Raw genomic sequence first — 21,163 nt, forward strand, 5'->3', positions numbered from 1 at the left:
CTTCATTAGATGCCGATCCGCATCCTCCTGTCCAGCAGGTTCAGGACAGGATCGGAATCTTGTCGTCCGCCTCGTTCTCCTGCGGCTGGACATGGACCAGCAGCGCATCGAGCTGCTCGCGCGCCTCCACCACCCCGCGCGCGAGCAGCCGCCCGCGCGCGTCGATCAGCGCGGCGGACGGACGGTCCCCCGCGCGATAATCGCCGAGCACGTCCGCGTTCAGGATGATGTCGGTGTCACGGATGCGATGCTGGCGCAGCAGATCGCCATAATCCTCGGCCCGCCCTTCGCCAAGGAACAGCAGTCGCAGCTGCTTGCGATCGGTCAGCGCCAGCGCGTCGCGGATGGCGGACCGGCTCGCCGCGCAACCGGGGCGGATGAACAGCAGCAGCATCGCCCGCCCGTCGGCGCTCGGCCCGCCGATCGTCAGCATGTCTCCGGCCAGCGTCGGCGCACTGACCACCGGGGCCGCGCCTGCCGTCATGGGGAGGCCGCGCGCGGCCGCAGCTCCGCCGCGATCCTGCAACAGGCGCACCTGCCGCGCCAGCGCGACCACCGCAACGGCCAGCAGGATGACGATGATCCAGAGAAGGAAAAGCGATGCGATCAGCACGTATGGCCAAAGCCTTTGACAGGGGATCCAGATGCCCGACCATCGCGCTAACCCGCCCGGCGATCCCGCTCGATAGGGCGTTTGACGTAGGGCGCCGCGCGCCCCGGCCGCTATGTCGGAACCAGGGTCGTTCGCAGGATCCTCTCGGGCGGCGCAGGCCGCCCCGCAGCAAGCGCGCAAAACACCTCTCCCATGGCGCTTGCTCCGGCCCGGACTCCCCGGTGAGTCCGGGCCGTTGCCGGGAGCTACGTCAATCGCCCCATGTGCCGCATTGCCCTCCGCCTCTAGCTTTCGGGACGAATGTCCGAATTTAGGGGAACAGAAGGCATGAGGATGAAATATGGGCTGCTGGGCGCCTTGCTCGCCGCCACGGTCATCTCGTCGGCGGCCGTGGTCGCGCAGAATGACAAGCCGGCCATCCCGCCCGCGCTGGAAGCCAAGATCAAGGGGCTGTCCAAGGAAAAGCGGGACTTCCTGACCTCCGACCCGGCGGAAATGTTCGCCGGCTCCTATGACAAGCTGTTCGAACGGCTGGCGACCAAGAGTCCGCAGGAAATCGACGCCTATGTCGAGGCGATGATGGACGCGGTGGAAGCGTCGAAGTTCAACCCCAAGGCCGACATGGCGGCGATCCCGCTCGATACCGGGAACGAGAATTTCAACGGCTGGAAGCTGCGCCGGCCCGATGGCCTGGACCCCAAGCGTGAGCCGGGTCCGTTCGAACTCAGCTATTACGCCAATGGCCGTGGGGGTGGCGTCTATGGCGGCGGCATCGCGACCTTCGCCGGCGCGCCGGTCGCGATTTTCCCCGAGGATCTGGTCGCGGGCAAGGTCGATGTCGCGATCGTGGGCGCGCCGCTCGACATGGGATCGGGCTACCGCGGCGCGAAGGGCGGCCCGTCGGCCATGCGGACCCAATATGGCGCGGGCGGGATCGACATGTACACGATGGTCGATCCGTCCAAGGAACTGAAGATCGTGGATTATGGCGACATCGCCGTCGACAATATGTCGACCGAACGGACCGTCGCCCATGTCCGCGAGCGCGTGGCGGAGATCGCCCGCACCGGCGCCATCCCCTTCATCGTCGGGGGCGACCACAGCCTGGAATATAGCGACGTCGCCGGCATCGCCGATGTCCATGGCAAGGGCAGCTTCGGCGTCGTCCATTTCGATTCCCACTATGATGCGGGCAAGGGCGGCGTCCATTTCATCACCCATGGCGCCCCGGTCTATCGCGCGGTCAAGGAAGGCCATGTGCTGGGCAAGAACTATATCCAGGTCGGCCTGCGCGGGCCGTGGCCGGAAAAGGAAGGCTTCGAATGGATGCGCGACAATGGCGTGCGTTACCATGCGATGCCGGAAGTCGAGAAAAATGGCTGGGCCGCCACGATGGAGCGCGCGCTCAAGGAAGCGCGGGAGAGCGGCAAGAAGCTCTATGTCTCTTTCGACGTGGACGTGCTGGACCCCGCCTTCATCCCCGGCACCGGCACCCCGGTTCCCGGTGGCCTGACCATGCGCGAGGCGATCCCGATCGTGCGGCGCCTGTGCGCGGAAAACGAGCTGGTCGGTTTCGAGATCGTGGAACTGGCGCCGGTGCTGGACCCGACCTATCGCAGCGCATTGAACGCCAATTTCATCATGCACGCCTGCCTGACCGGCGTCGCCATGCGCAAGAAGGGCATCAGGCAGCCCGGCTTCCTGTCAGACCTGACCACCGAGCATGGCCAGCCCTTCCATGGCGAGAAGGCCGCGAAGGAGGGCAAGGCCGAGAAGGTCGATCCCAATTTCGCGCGCGGCGGCCGTCGGCCGACGACGTAATTTCCCTCCCCCCGCACGGGGAGGAATGAGCCAGGGCGTGCCGGCAGAGCCGGCCGCCCTCTCGTCCCATACGTCATATGCCCCATGTCGTGACCCGCCGGGCCTGACCAGATGGTGCCCATGACCGTCCAACGCGCCATCGTCCCGCCGCCCCGCTCCCGGCACCAGCGGGTCGATGGACGCGCGATGGTCGCCTTCTCCCCGCGCGGCATCCGCGACATGATGCAGGTGGCGCCGGCCCGGCTGCTGTTTCCCGACGGGCGCGATGGCGACTTCCCGCTGGCCGTCACCGTCACCACCAGCGGTGGCCTCACCGGCGGAGACCGGCTGGCGCTCGACATCATCGTCGATCCGGGGGCGGCCGCGACGATCGTCCCGCAGGCGGCGGAGAAGCTCTACCGCGCGCTGGACGAGGACGAGCCGACGCGGATCGACACGCGCATCACGATTGGCGCGGGCGCGACCTGCGAATGGCTGGCGCAGGAGGCGATCCTGTTCGACCGCAGCCGGATGCGCCGCACGCTGGACGCGAACCTCGCCCTCGACGCGCGGATGCTGGCGATGGAGATGCTGGTGCTGGGGCGCGGCGCGATGGGCGAAACCTATGCCAGCGGCCTGATCCACGACGCCTGGCGCATCCGCCGTAACGGCCGGCTGGTCTGGGCCGACACGCTGCATGTCGAGGGCGATTTCGCCGCCCAGGGTCGCGCGCCGTTCGGCTTCGGCGATGCCACCGCCATCGCCACTCTGGTCTATGCCGGACCGGACGCCGCAGACTATCTCGACCTGGCGCGCAGCCTGTTTGCGGGGCCGGGCGCGGGCGCGACCAGCTTCGACGGCCTGCTGATCCTGCGCCTGACCGCCGCCGATCCGCAAGGGCTGCGCAAGGATGTGATGCGCGCGGCCGGCGTGCTGCGCGCGGCGATCTTGGGCCTGTCGCCAACCATGCCGACCATCTGTTACTGTTAGGACCATCATGAATCTGACGGGGCGCGAAAAGGACAAGCTGTTGATCGCCATGGCGGCGATCGTCGCGCGGCGCAGGCTGGAGCGCGGAGTGAAGCTCAACCACCCCGAAGCGATCGCGCTCATCACCGACCATGTGGTGGAGGGTGCGCGCGACGGCCAGACCGTGGCCGCGCTGATGGCGAGCGGCGGCCATATATTGACTCGCGACCAGGTGATGGAGGGCGTAGCCGAGATGATCCACGACATTCAGGTGGAGGCGACCTTTCCGGACGGCACCAAGCTCGTCACCGTGCACAGGCCGATCCGGTGAACAGGATCTTGCCCCTCAATCCTTTCGCCCTCATCCCCTCGAAGGGCCGTTCTTCTCTTCCGGAAAAAGCGGGGCTTGGACAAGCTCAGCCCGAACGGGTCGGGAGGTCAGCATGATGATCCCCGGCGAAATCATCCCCGTCCCCGGCGACATCGTGCTGAACGCAGGGCGAGAGCCCATCACGCTGACCGTCGCCAACAGCGGCGACCGGCCGATCCAGGTGGGCAGCCATTATCATTTTGCCGAGACGAACCCCGCGCTGGTCTTCGATCGCGACGCGGCGCGGGGGTATCGGCTGGACATTCCATCGGGCACCGCCGTCCGCTTCGAGCCGGGGCAGAGCCGCGACGTGCAAGTCATCCCCTATGCGGGCGATCGGGTGGTGATCGGCTTTCGCGGCGATGTGATGGGGGCGCTCTGACATGCCCGTAACCATGAGCCGCCGCGCCTATGCCGGCATGTTCGGGCCGACCGTGGGGGACCGGGTGCGGCTGGGCGACTCTTCGCTGCTCATCCGGGTCGAGGAAGACCGCACCATCTATGGCGAGGAGGTGAAGTTCGGCGGCGGCAAGGTGATCCGCGACGGCATGGGCCAGAGCCAGATGAGCCGTGTGGATGGCGCGCCCGACACGGTCATCACCAACGCGCTGATCCTGGACCATTGGGGGATCATCAAAGCGGACGTGGCGATCCGCGACGGCCTGATCGCCGCGATCGGCAAGGCGGGCAATCCCGATGTCCAGCCCGGCGTCACCATCCCGATCGGCCCAGGCACGGAGATCATCGCGGGCGAAGGGCGCATCCTGACCGCCGGCGGCATCGACGCGCATATCCACTTCATCTGCCCGCAGCAGGTGGAGGAGGCGCTCAACGCCGGCATCACCACCATGCTGGGCGGCGGCACCGGCCCGGCGCATGGCACGCTGGCCACGACCTGCACGCCGGGGGCTTGGCATATCGGGCGGATGTTCCAGGCACTCGAAACCATGCCGATGAATTTCGGCCTGATGGGCAAAGGCAATGCCAGCCAGCCGCACGCGCTGGAGGAGATGGCCCGCGCGGGCGTATGCGGCCTCAAACTGCACGAGGATTGGGGGACGACGCCCGCCGCGATCGACTGCTGCCTGTCGGTCGCCGACGAGTATGATATCCAGGTCGCGATCCATACCGACACGCTGAATGAAGCAGGCTTCGTCGAAAGCACGATCGGCGCGTTCAAGGGCCGCACCATCCACGCCTTCCATACCGAAGGGGCGGGCGGCGGCCATGCGCCCGACATCATCAAGCTGGCGGGGCTGCCCAATGTCCTGCCCTCCTCCACCAATCCCACGCGGCCCTACACCGTCAACACGATCGAGGAACATCTCGACATGCTGATGGTGTGCCATCATCTCGACCCGCGCATCGCCGAGGATGTCGCCTTCGCCGACAGCCGCATCCGCAAGGAGACGATCGCGGCGGAGGATATTCTCCACGACCTGGGCGCCTTCTCCATGATGTCGTCGGACAGCCAGGCGATGGGCCGGGTGGGCGAAACGATCATCCGCTGCTGGCAGACGGCGGACAAGATGAAGCAGCAGCGTGGGAGCCTGGAGTCGGACGACGCCGACAGCGACAATTTCCGCGCGAAGCGCTACATCGCCAAATATACGATCAACCCGGCGATCGCCCATGGCATTTCGCACATTGTCGGGTCGATCGCGGTCGGGAAGCTGGCCGATCTGGTGCTCTGGTCGCCCGCTTTCTTCGCGGTGAAGCCCGACATGGTCATCAAGGGCGGCAGCATCGCCACCGCGCCGATGGGCGATCCCAATGCCAGCATCCCGACGCCCCAGCCGCTCCATTACCGCCCGATGTTCGGCGCGCTGGGCCGGGCCGGCGCCTTGTCTGCGGTGCATTTCGTGTCGGCAGCGGGTATCGCGGAGGGCATCGGCGAGCGGCTGCAACTGGCGCGCCCGCTGGAGGCGGTGCGCAACACGCGCGGCGGGATCGGCAAGGCGTCGATGATCCTCAATGACGCGATGCCGCATATCGAGGTCGATCCCGAGACCTATGAGGTGCGGGCCGACGGCGAACTGCTTACCTGCGAACCGGCCAGCGTGCTGCCCTTCGCGCAGCGCTATTTCCTGTTCTGATGGTTGAGGTCAGGCCCAATTCCTCCCCCATAGGGGCGGGGGGACCGCCGCCGAAGGCGGTGATGGAGGGGTGTCCCGATCTCGATAGCGTCGATCAGGTCGGTCATGCCCCCGGCATGACCTTCAACTGCCGGGGGCAGTTGAACCTGATCGAACCCCACCACCGGCTTCGCCGGTCCCCCTCCCTTTCCAGGAGAGGAATGACAGGAACTTCCCCATGTTGACCGCCCATGACGTCCTCCCCGCCGGCCACTGGTCCGGCCCCGCCGCCGACCATATCATGCTGGAGCATGACGCGCGTCATCGCCGCCGCTGGGTCTATACCGCCGACCATGGCACGATGTTTCTGCTCGACCTCGCCCGCGCGACGGTGCTGGGCCATGGCGACGCGCTGATACTGTCGGACGGGCGGCTGGTCGAGATACTGGCCGCGCCCGAAGCGCTGGTCGAAGTCACCGCCGACAGCCCGGCGACGATGATCCGGCTGGCCTGGCATATCGGCAATCGCCACCTGCCTGCCGAACTCCACCCCCATGCCATCCGCCTGCGCGACGATCATGTCATCAACGCGATGCTGGAGGGGCTGGGCGCGACGGTGACGAAGATCGAGGCGCCCTTCACGCCGGAGGGCGGCGCCTATTCGGGGGGCGGGCATCATCACCATGATCATGGCCACGCGCACGATCCCGATCATGGCCATAGCCCCGACCATCATCATCACGACCATGCTGGCTGACGCCGCGCTCCATCGCCTGCTGGCCTGGACTTCGCCCTCCTATCCGGTGGGCAGCTTCACCTACAGCCATGGGCTGGAAACAGCGGTGGAGGATGGCCGCGTCCGCACCGCCGCCAATGTCGCCGACTATGTCGAGGCGGTGCTCGCGCGCGGCGGCGGCTGGATCGACGCGGTGCTGTTCGTCCATGCCTATGACGCGGCGGGGGACGCCGATGCGTTCGATGCCATAGCCGAACTGGCCGCCGCCTTTCGCGGCAGCAGCGAAACCGCTCTTGAAAGCCGCCAGCAGGGCGGCTCCTTCCTGTCGGTGACGCGCAAGGCCTGGCCGCATCGCGCGCTCGATGCCTTCGCAGAGCGCTGGGGCGAGCATCCCATCGCCCATGCCGCGGTCATGGCGCTGGCCTGCGCGGCGCACGACATACCGCGCGAAGCCGCGCTCCATGGCTGGCTGCACGCCACCGCGGCCAATCTGGTGTCGGCCGGCGTGCGCCTCGTCCCGCTCGGCCAGACCGATGGCCAGCTTGCCCTTGCCGCCCTGTCGCACGCGATTCCCCCGATTGCCGAGCGTGCCCTGATGACATCGCTCGACGACCTCGGTACCGCGGCGCCCGAACTGGAACTGGCGTCGCTCGCCCATGAAACCCTCTACACAAGGCTTTTCAGATCATGACCTCTCGTAACGGTCCCCTGCGTGTCGGCATCGGCGGCCCGGTCGGTTCCGGCAAGACCGCGCTGACCGACCGGCTGTGCAAGGCGATGCGCGACCATTACAACATCGCCGCCATCACCAACGACATCTACACTCGCGAGGATGCCGAGTTCCTGACCCGTTCGGGCGCGCTCGTTCCTGAACGGATCATGGGCGTGGAAACGGGCGGTTGCCCCCATACGGCGATCCGCGAGGACGCCAGCATCAACCTCGCCGCCGTGGACGAAATGAGCCGGAAATTCCCCGGCCTCGAACTCATCTTCATCGAAAGCGGCGGCGACAATCTCGCCGCCACCTTCAGCCCCGAACTGGCCGACATCACCATCTATGTCATCGACGTGTCGGCGGGCGACAAGATCCCGCGCAAGGGCGGCCCCGGCATCACCCGGTCCGACCTGCTGGTCATCAACAAGATCGACCTCGCCCCGCTGGTCGGGGCCGACCTCAATGTCATGGACCGGGACGCGAAGAAGATGCGCGGGACGCGCCCCTTCCTCTTCACCAACCTGAAGGACATGATCGGACTGGACGCGATCATCGACTTCATCATCGCGACCGGCGGGCTACGGCCCCGGCCCGCGCTCGAAACCGCCGGCTGATGGACCGCGCCGCCTATGTCCTGCGCGAAAAGCGGCTCTACAACAAGTGGGTCGCCAGCCAGACATTGGAGGATTATGCCCTGCGCTACACCGCCGACAGCGCCCGGCGCTGGACGGCGGGACAGGTCGCCAACACCGCGATCGGGGCGACCGCCTTCCTCGCCTGCGAGGCGATCGGGGCGTCCATCACCCTGACCTATGGTTTCGCCAACAGCGTCGCCGCCATCGCGGCGGCCGTGGCGCTGATGTTCGTCATCGGCCTGCCAATCGCCTATCATGCCGCCAAGCATGGCCTGGACATCGACCTTCTGACGCGCGGCGCCGGCTTCGGCTATCTGGGGTCCACCCTCACCTCGCTGATCTACGCCAGCTTCACCTTCCTGCTCTTCTCGGTCGAAGCGACGATCATGGCGGTCGCGCTGACGGCGATGACCGGGATGCCGATGAGCGTCGCCTATCTGGTGAGCGCACTGATGGTCATCCCGATCGCCCTCTACGGCATGAGCGCCATCACCCGGTTCCAGAATGCGACCCAGGCCTTCTGGATCGTCCTCCAGGTCGCGCCGATCGCCTATATCCTCTGGTCCGGCCCGGACGCGCTGGCGCAATGGAGCCGTTTCACCGGACAACTGGGCGCGCCCGACGGCAGCGTCAGCCTGCTCTATTTCGGCTTTGCCCTCTCCACCCTCCTGTCGCTGCTGCCCCAGATCGGGGAGCAGGCGGACTATCTGCGCTTCCTGCCCGCCAAGGCGAAGATCGGCCGGGGCAAATGGTGGACCGCGATGCTGGCGGGCGGCCCCGGCTGGACCCTGATCGGCGGCATGAAGCTGCTACTCGGCTCCTGGCTGGCGCATTTCCTGGTCCAGAGCGCCGCCTTGCAGAGCGAAGCGTCCAGCCCGACCGCGATGTTTCAGGCGATCTACACCGCCATGTCTGGCCATGCCGGCCTGTCGCTGGTGCTGACGGGCCTGTTCGTCATCATCTGCCAGCTCAAGATCAATGTCACCAACGCCTATGCCGGCTCGATCGCCTGGTCCAATTTCTTCGCCCGACTGACCCACAGCCATCCCGGCCGCGTCGTGTGGCTGATCTTCAACGTGCTGCTGGCGCTGCTGCTGATGGAAGTCGGCATCTTCGACGCGATCGAGGCGATCCTGATCCTGTACGCCACGGTCGCGGCGGGCTGGATCGGGGCGCTGGCGGCGGACCTCATGATCTCCAAGCCGCTGCGGCTGTCGCCGGCGGGGATCGAGTTCAAGCGGGCGCATCTGTTCGACATCAACCCGGTCGGCATCGGCGCGATGCTGCTGTCCATTTCGGTGTCGGGCATCGCCCATGTCGGCCTGCTGGGAGAGATCGCCCGCGCCTTCGCCCCGGTCATCGGCATGGCGGTCGCCTTCACCAGCGCCCCGGTCATCGCGCTGCTGACCCATGGCCGCTATTATATCGCCCGCCGGTCGCACTGGCCGGAGGGCGGCGAGACAAAGACGTGCATCATCTGCGAAAATGCGTTCCAGCATGTCGATATGGCGCATTGCCCCATGTATGCCGCCCCCATCTGCTCGCTCTGCTGCACGCTGGAGGCGCGCTGCCACGACCGGTGCAAGACCGACAGCCGGGCGACGCAGCAGGCCGCGCGGTGGCTGGAGCGCCTGCTGCCTCGCGCCGTGGCGACGCATGTCCATACCCCGGTGGGCCATTTCATCGCGGTGATGACGATCATCACACTCGCCAATGGCGCGGTGCTGGGCGGGATCGGCTGGCAGGTCGCGCGGCGCGCGCCCTCCATCGCCGCCCAGACCAGCAGCCTGATGCTGGGTCTTTTCCTCCTTTTCTCGCTGTTCGGCGGGGTCATCGCCTGGATGATCGTGCTGGCGCATCAGAGCCGCCGCAGCGCGATGCAGGAAAGCGAGCATCATGTGCAGAAGCTGATGGAAGAGGTGATCGCGCATGACGTGACCGGCGCGGAACTGCAACGCGCCAAGGAGGCGGCGGAGGCCGCCAATGCGGCCAAGAGCCGCTATCTCGTCAGTGTCAGCCATGAAATCCGCTCGCCGCTCAACAGCATCTACGGCTATGCCCAGCTGATGGAACGCGGCCATGAGATCGCGCCGGTCGAAGCCGCCAAGATCATCCGCCGCAGCGCGGAACATCTGACCAATCTGGTCGAGGGGCTGATGGACATCAGCCAGGTCGAAAGCGGCGTACTGCGCATCAGCAGCGAAACCGTCCGCCTGTCTCCCTTCGTCGACCAGATCGCCAACATGTTCCGACCCCAGGCGCAGGCCAAGGGCATCGAATTTCTCTACGAACGGCCCGAAAATCTGCCCGACTTCGTGCGCACCGACCAGAAAAGACTGCGCCAGATCCTGATCAACCTGCTGTCCAACGCGATCAAGTTCACCCGGTCCGGGTCCGTCACCTTCCGCGTCCAGTATCGCAGCCAGATGGCGACGTTCGACATCATCGACACAGGGCTGGGCATTGCGGCCGACGACCTGAAGCGCATCTTCGATCCGTTCGAGCGCGGCTCCAATCCGGACGCACAGAAACAGAAGGGCATCGGCCTCGGCCTCGCCATCACCCAGGCGCTGGTGCAGATATTGGGCGGCGACCTGTCCGTCATCAGTGATGCGGGCAGCGATTCGACCCGCAGGGGAACCCAGTTCACGGTGCGCCTGATGCTGGGCCATGTCGCCGGACAGGCGGCGGACAGCCAGCCGGTCGACCGGATCAGGGGCTATGAAGGCGAACGGCGCAAGGTGCTGCTGATCGACGACGACGCCGCGCAGGTCGCGGTCTTGCGCGGCCTGCTCGAACCGCTCGACTTCACCGTGTTCGAAGCGCTCAGCGGCCGGGCCGGACTGGAGATCGCGGCGCGGGAACAGCCCGACATCATTCTCCTCGATATCTCGATGCCCGGAGAATCCGGCTGGGACATTTGCCGCATCCTGCGCGAACGACTGGGCGGCCGGGTCCGCATTGTCATGGTTTCGGCCAACGCGCATGAATTTCATCGCGGCGGCGACGGCCAGGCGGCGCACGACATGTTCCTGATGAAGCCCGTCGATCTGGACGCCCTGCTGGACGCGATCGCCGACCAGCTCCATATCCGCTGGACCGGCGACGCCCCGCCCCTCCCGACCGAAGCCGACGCCGCAATGCCGCCCCTGCCCGAAGAAGCCGCCCCCATCCTCGCCGATATCGAACAGAAGGCGATCATCGGCCATGTTCGCGGGATCGAGGCCAGCATCCGCGCCCTGGAGGAAACCGTGCCCGACGCCCAGCCACTGACCCGCACTCTCCTCCTCCATCTCGACCGCTTCGACCTCAAGGCGCTGATCAGAACCATAAGGGCCGCTCAATGACCAAGACTTCCCCCGGCGACACCGTACTGGTCGTCGACGACACCCCCGAGTCGCTCCGCTTCCTGACCGACACGCTGGAAGCCGCGCATATTTCCGTCCTGATCGCCACCAGCGGCGACGCGGCGCTGGAATTGCTGGAGCATGTCGCCCCCGACCTGATCCTGATGGACGCGGTGATGCCGGGGCTGGACGGCTTCGAAACGACGCGCGCGATCAAGCAGATGCCGGCGGGGGCGCCGATCCCGATCATCTTCATGACCGGCCTGACGGAAAGCGAGCATGTCGTCCATGCGCTGGAGGCCGGCGGCGTGGATTATGTGCGCAAGCCCATCGTGGTCGAGGAATTGCTGGCCCGCGTGCGCGTCCACATGGCCAACGCGCGCCAGACCCAGGGCGGCCAGTTCGCGCTGGACGCCACCGGCCGCAACCTGATCGCGGTAACGACCGGGGGACAACTGAGTTGGAGCACGCCCGGCGCGGAAAAGCTGATGGAGGCGCTGGAGCCGGGCTGGTCACGCGGCGACGCCGCGCCGCCCGCCCTGCTCCGCGCGACGATCTCGCGGCTGCTGGGCGACGACCTTCCCGCCGGCGCGACCGCGAAGGCGGACAGCGGCGGCGGCGACACGGTGGAACTGATCATCGTAGGCCGCCCGCGCCGCGAAGAGATATTGATCCGCCTCAATCATCTCGACCCGCTGGCCGATATCGGTCGGCTGCAAAGCCATTTCGGCCTGACCCAGCGCGAAGCGGAGGTGCTGCTGTGGATCAGCTATGGCAAGCCCAACCGCGTCATCAGCGAGATATTGGCGATCAGCCCGCGCACCGTGAACAAGCATCTGGAGCAGATTTTCGAGAAGCTGGGAGTCGAGACGCGCGCCGCCGCAGCCGCCTTCGCCGTGCGCGTGATCGCGCAATAAAGCCAGTCCGCGCTCCCCGGAAATCGCGAGCGCGGCGCCGTCAGGCCAGGCCGTTCAGAATGGCCGCATAATCGGCGGGATCGACATTGCTCCCCGACAGGACGACCGCGATCGCCCCCTCGCGCGCCGGAACCAGTCTTGCGAGCAGCGCGGCCAGCGCCACCGCCCCGCCCGGCTCGACCACCAGCTTGAGCGTCGAAAAGGCGAAGCGCATCGCGTCGCGCACCTGATCGTCGGTCACGGCGAGGCCGCTCGTCACCAGCGCCCGGTTGATCGGAAAGGTCAGCGCGCCAGGGCTGGGCGACAACAGCGCGTCGCAGATGGACCGCGCTTCAGGCGCGACCGTCTCGCGCTGCCCGCTGCGCAACGACCGGGCCGTATCGTCGAACCCGACAGGCTCGACCGTGTGAATATCGACATGGGCGGCAAGCGACTTGACCGCCGTCGCGATCCCGGCGGTCAGCCCGCCCCCGCCGCAACAGACCAGCAGTTGCGAAAGCTCGGCGCCCGCGTCCGCGGCCTGATCGAGGATTTCCAGCCCGGCCGTGCCCTGGCCCGCGATGATGAACGGATCGTCGAAGGACGGCACCAGCGTCGCCCCGCGCGTCCGGGCCAGCTCCGTCGCAATCTCCTCGCGGCTCTCGCGAAGCCGGTCATAGGGCACGACCTGCGCCCCGAGCGCGCGCGTATTGGCGATCTTGATGGCGGGCGCATCGGCGGGCATCACGATGGTCGCGGGCATGTCCAGCATCCGCGCCGCCGCCGCCACGCCCTGCGCATGATTGCCCGACGACCAGGCGACGACACCCGCCGCCCGCTCGGCCACCGTCAGCCGCGCCAGCCGGTTATAGGCGCCACGAAACTTGAACGAGCCGGTATGCTGCGCGCCCTCGAACTTCAGCAGCACGCGCCGGCCGCAGCGTTCGTTCAATTGTGCATTTTCGAGCAGCGGCGTCCCTATCGCCGCCGTCGCGATCACGCGCGCGGCGTCGACGACATCTTCGAGGCTGATGGCAAAATCCCGGATCATGCCCCATCCTTAGAATATGAATCGCCGGATTGGGAACCCGCCCCGCGCCAACAGCGATGTGACAGCCAAAGAATGGCCCGCACGACTGGCCACATTCCCTGTTCGGCCCGCTCCTCGAGACGTAGATCACCGTTTGCAGACGACGCGGGGGGCGGGGACCATCGTCGCGCGCGGCAGTTCGGACGTGACGCTGCGATAGCATCGCCAAAGGCCGCAGGCGGAAATTCGATACGGGCAGGCAATGATCGTCACATGATGCTATGACGGAGTTATGAAACGCATCGCGCCCTGGCTGTTGGCGGTGGCGCTGCTGGCGGCGGCAGCGGCCGGATGGCTGTTTGCAGGACAGGCCCAGGACGTGACGCTCGCCCCGGCGCGTATCGGTGACGCGGTCGAACTGGTCTACGCCACCGGTTTTGTCGAGGCCGAGCATCCGGCTACCGTCGCCGCGCGCCTGACCGCCCCCGTGCGGCAGGTGCTGGTCGATGAAGGCGACCGCGTCCGGCGCGGCCAGCCCCTGATCCTTCTGGATGACGAGGAACAGCGCCATGTGCTGCAACAGGCCAAGGCTCAGCGGCGCGTCGCCCTTCAGGACGAAAGCAGGACGCTGACCCTCTTCGCCAGGGGCTGGGTCACGCGGGCAGCCCGCGATTCGGCTGTGGCCGCGGCCGACGGCGCAAGGGCGGCCGAGCAGAGCGCCGCCGCGCGGCTGGACCAGATGGTGGTGCGCTCGGGCATCGACGGCATCGTCCTGCGCCGGGATGTGGAGCCGGGCGATCTGGCCGTGCCCAGCCGGACGCTGATGACCCTGGGCGATCCTGCGCGCATCCGCATCACCGCCACGGTGGACGAGCGCGACGTCCCACGCCTCCATCCCGGCCAGTCCGCGCTGATGTCGAGCGACGCCTGGCCGGGGCGTGTGCTGCGCGGCCATGTGCGGGACGTCACGCCAGGCGGCGATCCCGAGCAGCGGGCATTCCGCGCCCGGATCGTGACCGACGGCGCCATGCCCCTGCCGCTCGGCCTGACGCTGGAAGTCAATATCGTGACCCGCCATGCGGCCCGGACACTGCTCGTCCCGGCTGATGCCGTCGAGAACGACCATGTCTGGATCGTGCGCGACGGCCGCGCCCATGCCAGGGTGGTGCGTCCCGGCATCGCCGGATCGAGCGGGGTCCAGATCCTGTCCGGCCTGTCGCAAGGGGAGAAGGTCGTCGCCCGGCCGGACGGCAAGATAACCGAGAATATGCGCGTGCGGGCGACGCGATGAGCGGGCAGTTGCGGCTGCTGGCGGGGATCGCCGCCCGGCACCTGGCGGGGCGCCGGCGCCAGACGCTGGTAGCGGTGAGCGGCGTTGCCGTGGGCGTCGGCTTTTTCCTGGCGGTGTCGGCGATGATGATCGGCAGCCAGAATGATTTTGTCGAGACGCTGATCGACGCGGCCCCGCACATCATCATTTCCGACGAACGGCGCAGCCCGCCGCCGCAGCCGGGTGTGCGGGCCTATCCGGGCGCCGCGATCGACCTGCGCCACTACAGGGTCCGCAGCGAAGTGCGCGGGCTCAAGGGCTGGCCCGAAATATTGCGCGCCGTCAACGCCGAGCCGGGCGCCATCGGATCGCCCAGCCTGACCGGCGCCATCACCCTGCGCAGCGGCGGGCGGGAGGAAGCGCTGACCGTCATCGGCGTCGATCCCGCCATCGAGGAGAAAGTGAGCACGATCAGCGATCAGCTGCGCACGGGCCGTCTGCGCGATCTGGAGAGCACGCAGGGCGGCATCATCATCGGGGAGGAAATGGCCGAGCGCCTGGGCATCGGCATGGGGGACATGGTCGGCGCGACATCGGCATCGGGCAAGAGCCGGTCGCTGCGCATCGTCGGCCTGTTCAAGCGCGGCCAGAGCCAGCTTGGCCCATCGGCCGGCTATGTGCTGTTGCGAGAGGCCCAGTCGCTGCTCGGCCGCCCCTTCATCATCAACCGCATCGGCGTGCGCCTCGCCGATCCCTATGGCGCGCAGCCGGTCGGCCGGCGGCTGGAACAGCGTTTTTCCTACAAGGCGGAAAGCTGGCAGGAACGGTCGGCCGATTTCCTCTCCTTGCTCGTGACCCGCAACGTCATCATGTACAGCGTCGTGTCGGCGATCCTGCTGGTCGCCAGCTTCGGCATCTATTCCGTCGTGTCGAACAGCGTTACCGACAAGCGCCGCGACATCGCGATCATGCGCTCCATGGGGTTTTCCGAGCGCGACCTGCAACTGATCTTCGTGTTCGAAGGACTGGCGCTGGCGGTAATCGGCATCATGGCGGGATGGCTGCTGGGCTATGGGCTGATGGCGATATTGGGGTCGCTGAAATTTCCGATCGCGGGCGACGACCAATATCTGCCGCTCGACCGGTCGCCCCGCCAATATGCGATCGCCGCCGCTGCCTCACTGTTCGCCGGCGTGATCGCCGCCTGGCTCCCGGCGCGCAAGGCGGCGCGAGTCGACCCCGTCGACATCCTGCGAGGCGCGGTATGAGCGCGGTCATGCAGGCGGAGGGACTGTCGCGCAGCCTGGCGGGGACACCGCCGGTGACGCTGGTGAGCGACGTGGCGATCGCCATCGAGCCGGCCAGCTTCACCGCCATCGTCGGGCCTTCGGGCTGCGGCAAGTCCTCGCTGCTCTACCTGCTGGGCCTGCTGGACCGACCGACGAGCGGAACCTTGCTGTTCCAGGGGCGCGACATGAACCCGCTCGACGGGGATGCCCGCGCGCAGATACGGCTGGCCAGCTTCGGCTTCGTGTTCCAGTTCCATTTCCTGCTGCCTGAATTCACCGCACTGGAAAATGTGATGCTGCCGATGCGCCGGCTGGGACGGTTGCCGCAGGCGCAGGCGCGCGACAAGGCGCTGGGCCTGCTGGACGAGATGGGCCTGGGCGCCAAGTCCGGCAAGACGCCCGACCGGCTGTCCGGCGGCGAGCGGCAGCGCGTCGCCATCGCCCGCGCCATCGCCAACGATCCGGTGCTGGTGCTGTGCGACGAACCCACCGGCAATCTCGACAGCCAGAACAGCGCCCGCGTGGTGGACCTGTTCCGGAGCCTCGCCCATGATCAGGGGCGCGCGCTGGTGTGCGTGACCCATGATGCCGACGTCGCGGCCGCCGCCGACGTGCAAATTTCCATGCTGGACGGGCGGATCAGCGAAACCAGCGTCAGAACGCGCTGACAGCGGGCCTCACCCAGCGCGCATCGCGACATAGACGCCGACGACCATCACGATGAGCGCGAAAAGCCGCTCCAGCAGCCCCTTGCGCGCGGCGAGCCGTCGACCCATAGCCATGCCGATTGCCGAGCCGACCACCCCGCCCGCGACCATCACGCCCACCAGCCGCCAGTCGACATAGCCCGACAGCGCATAGGAGGCCGCCGTGGTCAGCCCGAGCGCGGTGACGACCACCAGCGATGTTCCAACCGCATTCCTGAGCGGCATGGCGGTAGCCAACATCAGTCCGGGCACGATCAGGAAGCCTCCGCCAATCCCGAAAAATCCCGCCGCAAGCCCGACGCCGAGGCCAATGGGCACAAGCCGGGGCAACAGGGTGGCGGCCGTCGCGCGCGACAGGCGAACATCGGGCGCCTCCATGCCGCGCCTCTTCCCCATCATGGAAAGCCCCACGCCGATCATCAGCAGGCCGAACAGCATCAGCAGCTTCCGGCCGTCCACCGCCTTGCCGATTTCCGCGCCGATCGCGGCCCCGATGACGCCCGCCGCCGCGAAAACCGAGGCGCAGGGCCATTTCACCGTGCCCGCGCGGGCATGGCCGATCAGGCTGGCGGCGGCATTGGCGGCCACCGCGACCGCCGCCGTTCCGATGGCGGCATGGGCCGAGCCGACACCGACCACATAGACCAGCAGCGGCACGGCGAGGATCGACCCGCCCCCGCCGACCAGGCCCAGGACGAGGCCGACCACCCCGCCCGACGCCAGCGCGGCGGCGATCATGGCCGGGGGCATCATCGCGTCAGGCGCCGAGCGCGCGGCGGTTCCAGGGCATCAGCCGCAGCAGCCTGGCCATGCCGCACCAGCCCGTCGCACCTGCCATCATCAGCCCCGCGCCGACAAAGGCGGACAGGCCGAAAAAGGCCGGAGCGACCAGAAAGCCCAGCACCACGCCAAGCAGCACCAGCCCGCCGGCCACCAGTTGCACCTGCCGCATCACCTCGATCGGCTGGCGGCGATCGACTCTGGTCGGCAGGCCCGCCGCGCGCCAGCCGTCGAGCCCGCCCTCCAATATCCGGCAGGGCGTGACGCCCGCCGCCGCCGCAAGCGCCGCAGCGTTGGCCTGCGTCCGCATCCCCGACTTGCAATGGAAGATGATCGGCCCGGCGACACGGGGCAGATCGCCAAGGCGCGCCAGCGGCACATGGACCGCGCGCGCGATGCTTTCGCGCGCATGTTCGTCGGCGTCGCGGATGTCGACGAGCGTCGCGCCCGCCGCCACCGCCTGGGCCGCATCCTGCGGCGTGATGGTCCTGATCGACATTGGGGTCATTCCTTGCAGAAGATGGTATAAAGACTGGCGAGCAATTCCTCCGTCCGGGGATCGGCAATGCGGTACCAGAGCGTCTGGCTTTCCCGCCGAAAGGCGACCAGCCCCTCCTCGCGCATCCGGGCGAGATGCTGCGACAGGGCGGATTGCGACAAGCCCACGTCGCGCGCGAGGTCGGTCACGGTCATCTCGCCATGTTCAACCAGCTTGCACAGCACCATCAGGCGCCGGACATTGCCCATCGCTTTCAACAGGGTCGACACCTCCCCCGCCTTCTTCTCGAAAGTGGAAAGGTCCATCGGCGGCCGGATCATTGCGCTACTCCATTAGGTATTGCTAATTTAGTAAATAATAATATGTTGTCAAGCATCACAGGAGAAGAGCATGGAACCGCAACCCCTGATCGAAGCCTTTTTCGACGAAGCGACCTTCACGGTCAGCTATCTGGTCGCCGATCCCCAGACGCGCGAGGCCGCCGTGATCGACCCGGTGATGGACTTCGACATCGCCAGCGGAGAGGCGGATAGCCGATCGGCCGAACGGATGCTGGCCTTTGCTCAGGACCGGGGCTGGCGGATCGCCATGGTGCTGGAAACCCACGCCCATGCCGATCATCTGTCGGCCGCGCCCTTCATCAAGGCCAGGACCGGCGCGCCAATCGGCATCGGCGAGCATATCCGCGACGTGCAGAAGATCTTCCGCCCGATCTTCGGACAGGAGGGCGCGCAGGGCGACGGCGCGGATTTCGACCGGCTATTCCGCGATGGAGAGCAGTTTTCGGTCGGAGCGCTGCGCTTCACGGTGCTGCATGTTCCCGGCCATACGCCGGCCGACATCGCCTATCTGGTCGGCGACGCCGCCTTTGTCGGCGATACGCTGTTCATGCCGGACTATGGCACGGCCCGCGCCGATTTTCCCGGCGGCGACGCCCGCACCCTCTATCGCTCGATCCGCAGGCTGCTCAGCCTGCCCGGCGACACGCGCCTGTTCCTTTGCCATGACTATAAGGCGCCGGGCCGCAGTGAATATCGCTGGGAAACGACGGTCGCCGAAGAACGGCAAGCCAGCGTCCATGTGCATGACGGGGTGGATGAGGACAGCTTCGTCGCGATGCGCGAGGCGCGCGACGCCACGCTGGCGGTGCCCAGGCTGCTGCTGCCCGCGATCCAGGTCAATATCCATGCCGGCCGCTTCCCGGAGGCGGAGGACAATGGCGTGCGCTATCTGAAGATTCCGGTGACGATGAAACAGGGCTGATCGCGGCACATGTCCATGGCCGCATCCCGCCAGCGTTTCCAGATTTCGCCGCTTTCGTGCAAGAAGGCTCCATGTCCGACATCGCCCAGCCCTATCTGTCGATGATCGCCGCGATCGCGGTCGGATTGCTCGTAGGGCTGGAACGCGGCTGGGCGCAGCGCGACCTGGGCAAGGGCCGTCGGGTGGCGGGCTTCCGGACCTTCGGCCTGATCGGTCTGCTGGGCGGCATCGGCGGGCTGGCCCCCGACGGCATGGCCGCCGCGATCGGCATCGGCGTCGCGGCCATCCTCGCCATCGGCTATGCCCGGAGCGCCGACCCCGACCATCTGTCAGCGACCACGACGCTCGCTGCTCTCGTAACCTTCGGCGCCAGCTTCTGCGCGACGCGGCTTTCCCCCGCGCTCGGCCTCGCGACGGGCGCGGCGACCTTCGCGATCCTGAGCGCGCGACAATCAATGCACGCCCTGCTGCGGGGCATGGACGAAAGCGAGATCGAGGGCGTATCTCGCTTCCTGCTGGTCGCGCTCATCATCCTGCCGCTGCTGCCCGATGCCGCCTATGGCCCCTATGACGCCTGGAATCCCCGCAAGATCTGGATGTTGGTGGTGTTCGTGATGGGCCTGTCCTTTGCGGGCTATGCCATCGCGCGCCGTTTCGGGCGTGACCGAGGCATATTGCTGGTGGCGCTGACCGGCGCCATCGTCTCCTCCACCGCAGTGACCGCCGATTATGCGCGACGCCTGCGCGACGAGCCGGAGGCGCGCGGGATATTGTCGGCGGGCATTGCGGTCGCGTCCATCGTCATGTTCGTGCGAGTCCAACTCGTGGCGTTCGCCCTGATCCCGCGCGCGGTTCCGACCCTGGCGCTGACGATGGCCCCCGCGACGCTGGTGGCCGTCGCCTTCGCCCTGATCGCCTGGCGTCGGCACGGCGCCGGTGGCGATGGCGTGTCGATTTCCAATCCTCTCGGCTTCGGGCCTGCGCTCCTGCTGGCGGCGCTGGTGGCGGGCCTGTCGCTCGCCGCGCGCTGGGCGCTGGAGCATTTCGGTCAGGAGGGCATGGCAGTGGTCCTGACCCTGACCGGCATAACGGACGTGGATGCAGCGGTCATGACCATGGCCGGACTGCCATCCGATCTGCTCGACGATCATGTCGCCGGCCTCATCCTGGGCGCGGCCGTGCTCGCCAATACCGGTGCCAAGGCGGTGATGACGATGGTCATCGGCTGGGGGCATGGCGGCATCCGGGCGGCCCTGCCGCTGCTCGCCGCCCTGGCGGCGGCAGCCGTCAGCCTCGCCGCCTGGGCGACGATATAGACGACCGGGACGTCGCCGTCCGGACAAGGAGACGCCTCGCCGGATCATCGACTGGCGCGGCGCGTCTCTTGGAGCTTGGGAATGGTGCGCTTACGGGACTCATAAGGCGACCCTATCATCCTCAATAAGCTGGATAAACTGTCGAAGCGGGTGATGAAGGCCCCCGCACAAGCCCCCAAAAAAATTACGAGCCATTTCGCCACGAATTCGAGTCCTGCGGTCGCTTCACCCCTGATTCTTGCGCACAGTTCGAGTTGCTTTTCTTGGCATTTTATCGCCGACCTCGATCCATCCCGGACGCTTAGCGACAGGTTATCGATACCGAGGTGCCAACCACCCGGTTTCCGGCATCTCGCGACCAAGCCCGGTCGTTCAACACACCTACCATGAGCGTCTGCTCCTGACAGAACTTGCCGTATGGTTGTCAAAAAGCGGACGGTAAGCAATGCGCCAAAAAGTCGATCGTTCAACATCGCCGCGGTGCTGCCCTAAAACCGACGTTCGTTCCGTTGGGAACCTACGGCATCTCCCGCCCAATCACGGTCGTTCAACGCCGGATCTGCCGAGCCCAAAAGCTCACGTCCGTTAAACACGCGCAACTGACCGACGTGCGCCAGTTATTGCGGGCGTGATGCTCCCTGGGCGCGGATGAATCCATGCGACAACAGGGCGAGCGAGCCTCTTCATCGTGCGTAGCGTTGATCTGAAGATGGTCGGAAACATGAAGGTGTCGGCATACTCTCTGACCTCGACGATCTTACCTTCCGCACTGTGACGAGCATGTAGTAATGGCAGGAGAGCGCGCCTCGGCAGCGGCTTTCTCTCCTCTCGAGGGTCATACCTAATACGGTCA

Annotated in this window: 20 protein-coding genes; 15 read left to right on the forward strand and 5 right to left on the reverse strand. The window is 66.9% G+C overall.

The window, feature by feature from the left end; all coding sequences use genetic code 11:
• Positions 1-40: 40 nt before the first annotated feature.
• The gene (locus A7Q26_RS16430) at positions 41-613 is read right to left on the reverse strand and encodes a hypothetical protein (RefSeq protein WP_066861661.1); all 573 of its coding nucleotides are present in this window, start codon (positions 611-613) and stop codon (positions 41-43) included.
• 327 nt (positions 614-940) lie between these two features.
• Between A7Q26_RS16430 and A7Q26_RS16435 the strand changes: the two genes are divergently transcribed.
• From A7Q26_RS16435 to A7Q26_RS16480, 10 genes are all read left to right on the forward strand, one after another.
• Positions 941-2,434 carry an agmatinase family protein gene (locus A7Q26_RS16435; RefSeq protein ID WP_084439167.1) on the forward strand — a complete coding sequence of 498 codons (1,494 nt, stop codon included), beginning with the start codon at positions 941-943 and terminating at the stop codon, positions 2,432-2,434.
• 120 nt (positions 2,435-2,554) lie between these two features.
• On the forward strand, positions 2,555-3,403 hold the full coding sequence (locus A7Q26_RS16440; protein WP_232313837.1) for an urease accessory protein UreD: 849 nt from the start codon (positions 2,555-2,557) through the stop codon (positions 3,401-3,403).
• 7 nt (positions 3,404-3,410) lie between these two features.
• Complete coding sequence (locus A7Q26_RS16445; RefSeq protein ID WP_066861669.1) at positions 3,411-3,713, forward strand: urease subunit gamma; 303 nt, start codon at positions 3,411-3,413, stop codon at positions 3,711-3,713.
• 115 nt (positions 3,714-3,828) lie between these two features.
• Positions 3,829-4,134 (forward strand): urease subunit beta, encoded by a 306-nt coding sequence (locus A7Q26_RS16450; protein ID WP_066861735.1) that lies wholly within the window; start codon positions 3,829-3,831, stop codon positions 4,132-4,134.
• Between the two features lies 1 nt (position 4,135).
• Positions 4,136-5,848, forward strand: coding sequence for an urease subunit alpha (gene ureC, locus A7Q26_RS16455; RefSeq protein ID WP_066861672.1), 1,713 nt, complete (start codon positions 4,136-4,138; stop codon positions 5,846-5,848).
• Between the two features lie 217 nt (positions 5,849-6,065).
• Positions 6,066-6,584, forward strand: a complete 519-nt coding sequence (locus tag A7Q26_RS16460; protein ID WP_066861676.1) for an urease accessory protein UreE — start codon at positions 6,066-6,068, stop codon at positions 6,582-6,584.
• Entirely contained in the window at positions 6,541-7,254 is a 714-nt protein-coding gene (locus A7Q26_RS16465; protein WP_232313838.1) for an urease accessory protein UreF, read from the forward strand. The genes A7Q26_RS16460 and A7Q26_RS16465 overlap by 44 nt, the downstream gene beginning before the upstream one ends.
• Entirely contained in the window at positions 7,251-7,892 is a 642-nt protein-coding gene (ureG, locus tag A7Q26_RS16470) for an urease accessory protein UreG (RefSeq protein WP_066861680.1), read from the forward strand. The genes A7Q26_RS16465 and ureG overlap by 4 nt, the downstream gene beginning before the upstream one ends.
• Positions 7,892-11,260 carry a hybrid sensor histidine kinase/response regulator gene (locus tag A7Q26_RS16475; RefSeq protein ID WP_066861683.1) on the forward strand — a complete coding sequence of 1,123 codons (3,369 nt, stop codon included), beginning with the start codon at positions 7,892-7,894 and terminating at the stop codon, positions 11,258-11,260. The genes ureG and A7Q26_RS16475 overlap by 1 nt, the downstream gene beginning before the upstream one ends.
• On the forward strand, positions 11,257-12,177 hold the full coding sequence (locus tag A7Q26_RS16480; RefSeq protein WP_066861686.1) for a DNA-binding response regulator: 921 nt from the start codon (positions 11,257-11,259) through the stop codon (positions 12,175-12,177). Before A7Q26_RS16475 ends, A7Q26_RS16480 begins: the two co-directional genes overlap by 4 nt.
• A gap of 40 nt (positions 12,178-12,217) precedes the next feature.
• On the opposite strand, the gene A7Q26_RS16485 is transcribed toward A7Q26_RS16480, so the two are convergent.
• The gene (locus A7Q26_RS16485; protein WP_066861689.1) at positions 12,218-13,207 is read right to left on the reverse strand and encodes a threonine ammonia-lyase; all 990 of its coding nucleotides are present in this window, start codon (positions 13,205-13,207) and stop codon (positions 12,218-12,220) included.
• A 271-nt stretch (positions 13,208-13,478) separates the two neighbouring features.
• Between A7Q26_RS16485 and A7Q26_RS16490 the strand changes: the two genes are divergently transcribed.
• From A7Q26_RS16490 to A7Q26_RS16500, 3 genes are read left to right on the forward strand one after another with little or no spacing between them, the layout of a single operon-like run.
• Complete coding sequence (locus A7Q26_RS16490) at positions 13,479-14,477, forward strand: efflux RND transporter periplasmic adaptor subunit (RefSeq protein ID WP_066861692.1); 999 nt, start codon at positions 13,479-13,481, stop codon at positions 14,475-14,477.
• Positions 14,474-15,724, forward strand: coding sequence for an ABC transporter permease (locus tag A7Q26_RS16495; RefSeq protein WP_066861696.1), 1,251 nt, complete (start codon positions 14,474-14,476; stop codon positions 15,722-15,724). Before A7Q26_RS16490 ends, A7Q26_RS16495 begins: the two co-directional genes overlap by 4 nt.
• Positions 15,721-16,413: an ABC transporter ATP-binding protein gene (locus A7Q26_RS16500; RefSeq protein WP_066861698.1), complete on the forward strand. Its 693-nt coding sequence runs from the start codon at positions 15,721-15,723 to the stop codon at positions 16,411-16,413. The genes A7Q26_RS16495 and A7Q26_RS16500 overlap by 4 nt, the downstream gene beginning before the upstream one ends.
• Positions 16,414-16,422: 9 nt before the next feature.
• On the opposite strand, the gene A7Q26_RS16505 is transcribed toward A7Q26_RS16500, so the two are convergent.
• From A7Q26_RS16505 to A7Q26_RS16515, 3 genes are read right to left on the reverse strand one after another with little or no spacing between them, the layout of a single operon-like run.
• Positions 16,423-17,202 (reverse strand): sulfite exporter TauE/SafE family protein, encoded by a 780-nt coding sequence (locus A7Q26_RS16505; RefSeq protein ID WP_066861700.1) that lies wholly within the window; start codon positions 17,200-17,202, stop codon positions 16,423-16,425.
• 7 nt (positions 17,203-17,209) lie between these two features.
• Entirely contained in the window at positions 17,210-17,731 is a 522-nt protein-coding gene (locus A7Q26_RS16510; RefSeq protein ID WP_066861703.1) for a rhodanese-like domain-containing protein, read from the reverse strand.
• 5 nt (positions 17,732-17,736) lie between these two features.
• Positions 17,737-18,051 (reverse strand): ArsR/SmtB family transcription factor, encoded by a 315-nt coding sequence (locus A7Q26_RS16515; RefSeq protein WP_066861706.1) that lies wholly within the window; start codon positions 18,049-18,051, stop codon positions 17,737-17,739.
• Between the two features lie 70 nt (positions 18,052-18,121).
• On the opposite strand from A7Q26_RS16515, the gene A7Q26_RS16520 reads away from it, so the two are divergent.
• Positions 18,122-18,994 (forward strand): MBL fold metallo-hydrolase, encoded by an 873-nt coding sequence (locus A7Q26_RS16520; protein ID WP_066861709.1) that lies wholly within the window; start codon positions 18,122-18,124, stop codon positions 18,992-18,994.
• Between the two features lie 71 nt (positions 18,995-19,065).
• Positions 19,066-20,310, forward strand: a complete 1,245-nt coding sequence (locus A7Q26_RS16525) for an MgtC/SapB family protein (RefSeq protein ID WP_066861712.1) — start codon at positions 19,066-19,068, stop codon at positions 20,308-20,310.
• Positions 20,311-21,163 lie beyond the last annotated feature (853 nt).

The organism is Sphingobium sp. TCM1 (genome assembly GCF_001650725.1).
GTDB lineage: Bacteria > Pseudomonadota > Alphaproteobacteria > Sphingomonadales > Sphingomonadaceae > Sphingobium.

Bases quoted from the DNA above. Each gene is read 5' to 3' on its own strand.
- A7Q26_RS16520 (WP_066861709.1), top strand. From the start codon at position 18,122: ATGGAACCGCAACCCCTGATCGAAGCCTTTTTCGACGAAGCGACCTTC.
- A7Q26_RS16515 (WP_066861706.1), bottom strand. From the start codon at position 18,051: ATGATCCGGCCGCCGATGGACCTTTCCACTTTCGAGAAGAAGGCGGGG.
- A7Q26_RS16505 (WP_066861700.1), bottom strand. From the start codon at position 17,202: ATGCCCCCGGCCATGATCGCCGCCGCGCTGGCGTCGGGCGGGGTGGTC.
- A7Q26_RS16440 (WP_232313837.1), top strand. From the start codon at position 2,555: ATGACCGTCCAACGCGCCATCGTCCCGCCGCCCCGCTCCCGGCACCAG.
- A7Q26_RS16480 (WP_066861686.1), top strand. From the start codon at position 11,257: ATGACCAAGACTTCCCCCGGCGACACCGTACTGGTCGTCGACGACACC.
- A7Q26_RS16510 (WP_066861703.1), bottom strand. From the start codon at position 17,731: ATGTCGATCAGGACCATCACGCCGCAGGATGCGGCCCAGGCGGTGGCG.
- A7Q26_RS16525 (WP_066861712.1), top strand. From the start codon at position 19,066: ATGTCCGACATCGCCCAGCCCTATCTGTCGATGATCGCCGCGATCGCG.
- A7Q26_RS16465 (WP_232313838.1), top strand. From the start codon at position 6,541: ATGGCCATAGCCCCGACCATCATCATCACGACCATGCTGGCTGACGCC.
- A7Q26_RS16435 (WP_084439167.1), top strand. From the start codon at position 941: ATGAGGATGAAATATGGGCTGCTGGGCGCCTTGCTCGCCGCCACGGTC.
- A7Q26_RS16490 (WP_066861692.1), top strand. From the start codon at position 13,479: ATGAAACGCATCGCGCCCTGGCTGTTGGCGGTGGCGCTGCTGGCGGCG.
- A7Q26_RS16450 (WP_066861735.1), top strand. From the start codon at position 3,829: ATGATCCCCGGCGAAATCATCCCCGTCCCCGGCGACATCGTGCTGAAC.
- A7Q26_RS16495 (WP_066861696.1), top strand. From the start codon at position 14,474: ATGAGCGGGCAGTTGCGGCTGCTGGCGGGGATCGCCGCCCGGCACCTG.
- A7Q26_RS16460 (WP_066861676.1), top strand. From the start codon at position 6,066: ATGTTGACCGCCCATGACGTCCTCCCCGCCGGCCACTGGTCCGGCCCC.
- ureG (WP_066861680.1), top strand. From the start codon at position 7,251: ATGACCTCTCGTAACGGTCCCCTGCGTGTCGGCATCGGCGGCCCGGTC.
- A7Q26_RS16475 (WP_066861683.1), top strand. From the start codon at position 7,892: ATGGACCGCGCCGCCTATGTCCTGCGCGAAAAGCGGCTCTACAACAAG.
- A7Q26_RS16500 (WP_066861698.1), top strand. From the start codon at position 15,721: ATGAGCGCGGTCATGCAGGCGGAGGGACTGTCGCGCAGCCTGGCGGGG.
- ureC (WP_066861672.1), top strand. From the start codon at position 4,136: ATGCCCGTAACCATGAGCCGCCGCGCCTATGCCGGCATGTTCGGGCCG.
- A7Q26_RS16445 (WP_066861669.1), top strand. From the start codon at position 3,411: ATGAATCTGACGGGGCGCGAAAAGGACAAGCTGTTGATCGCCATGGCG.
- A7Q26_RS16485 (WP_066861689.1), bottom strand. From the start codon at position 13,207: ATGATCCGGGATTTTGCCATCAGCCTCGAAGATGTCGTCGACGCCGCG.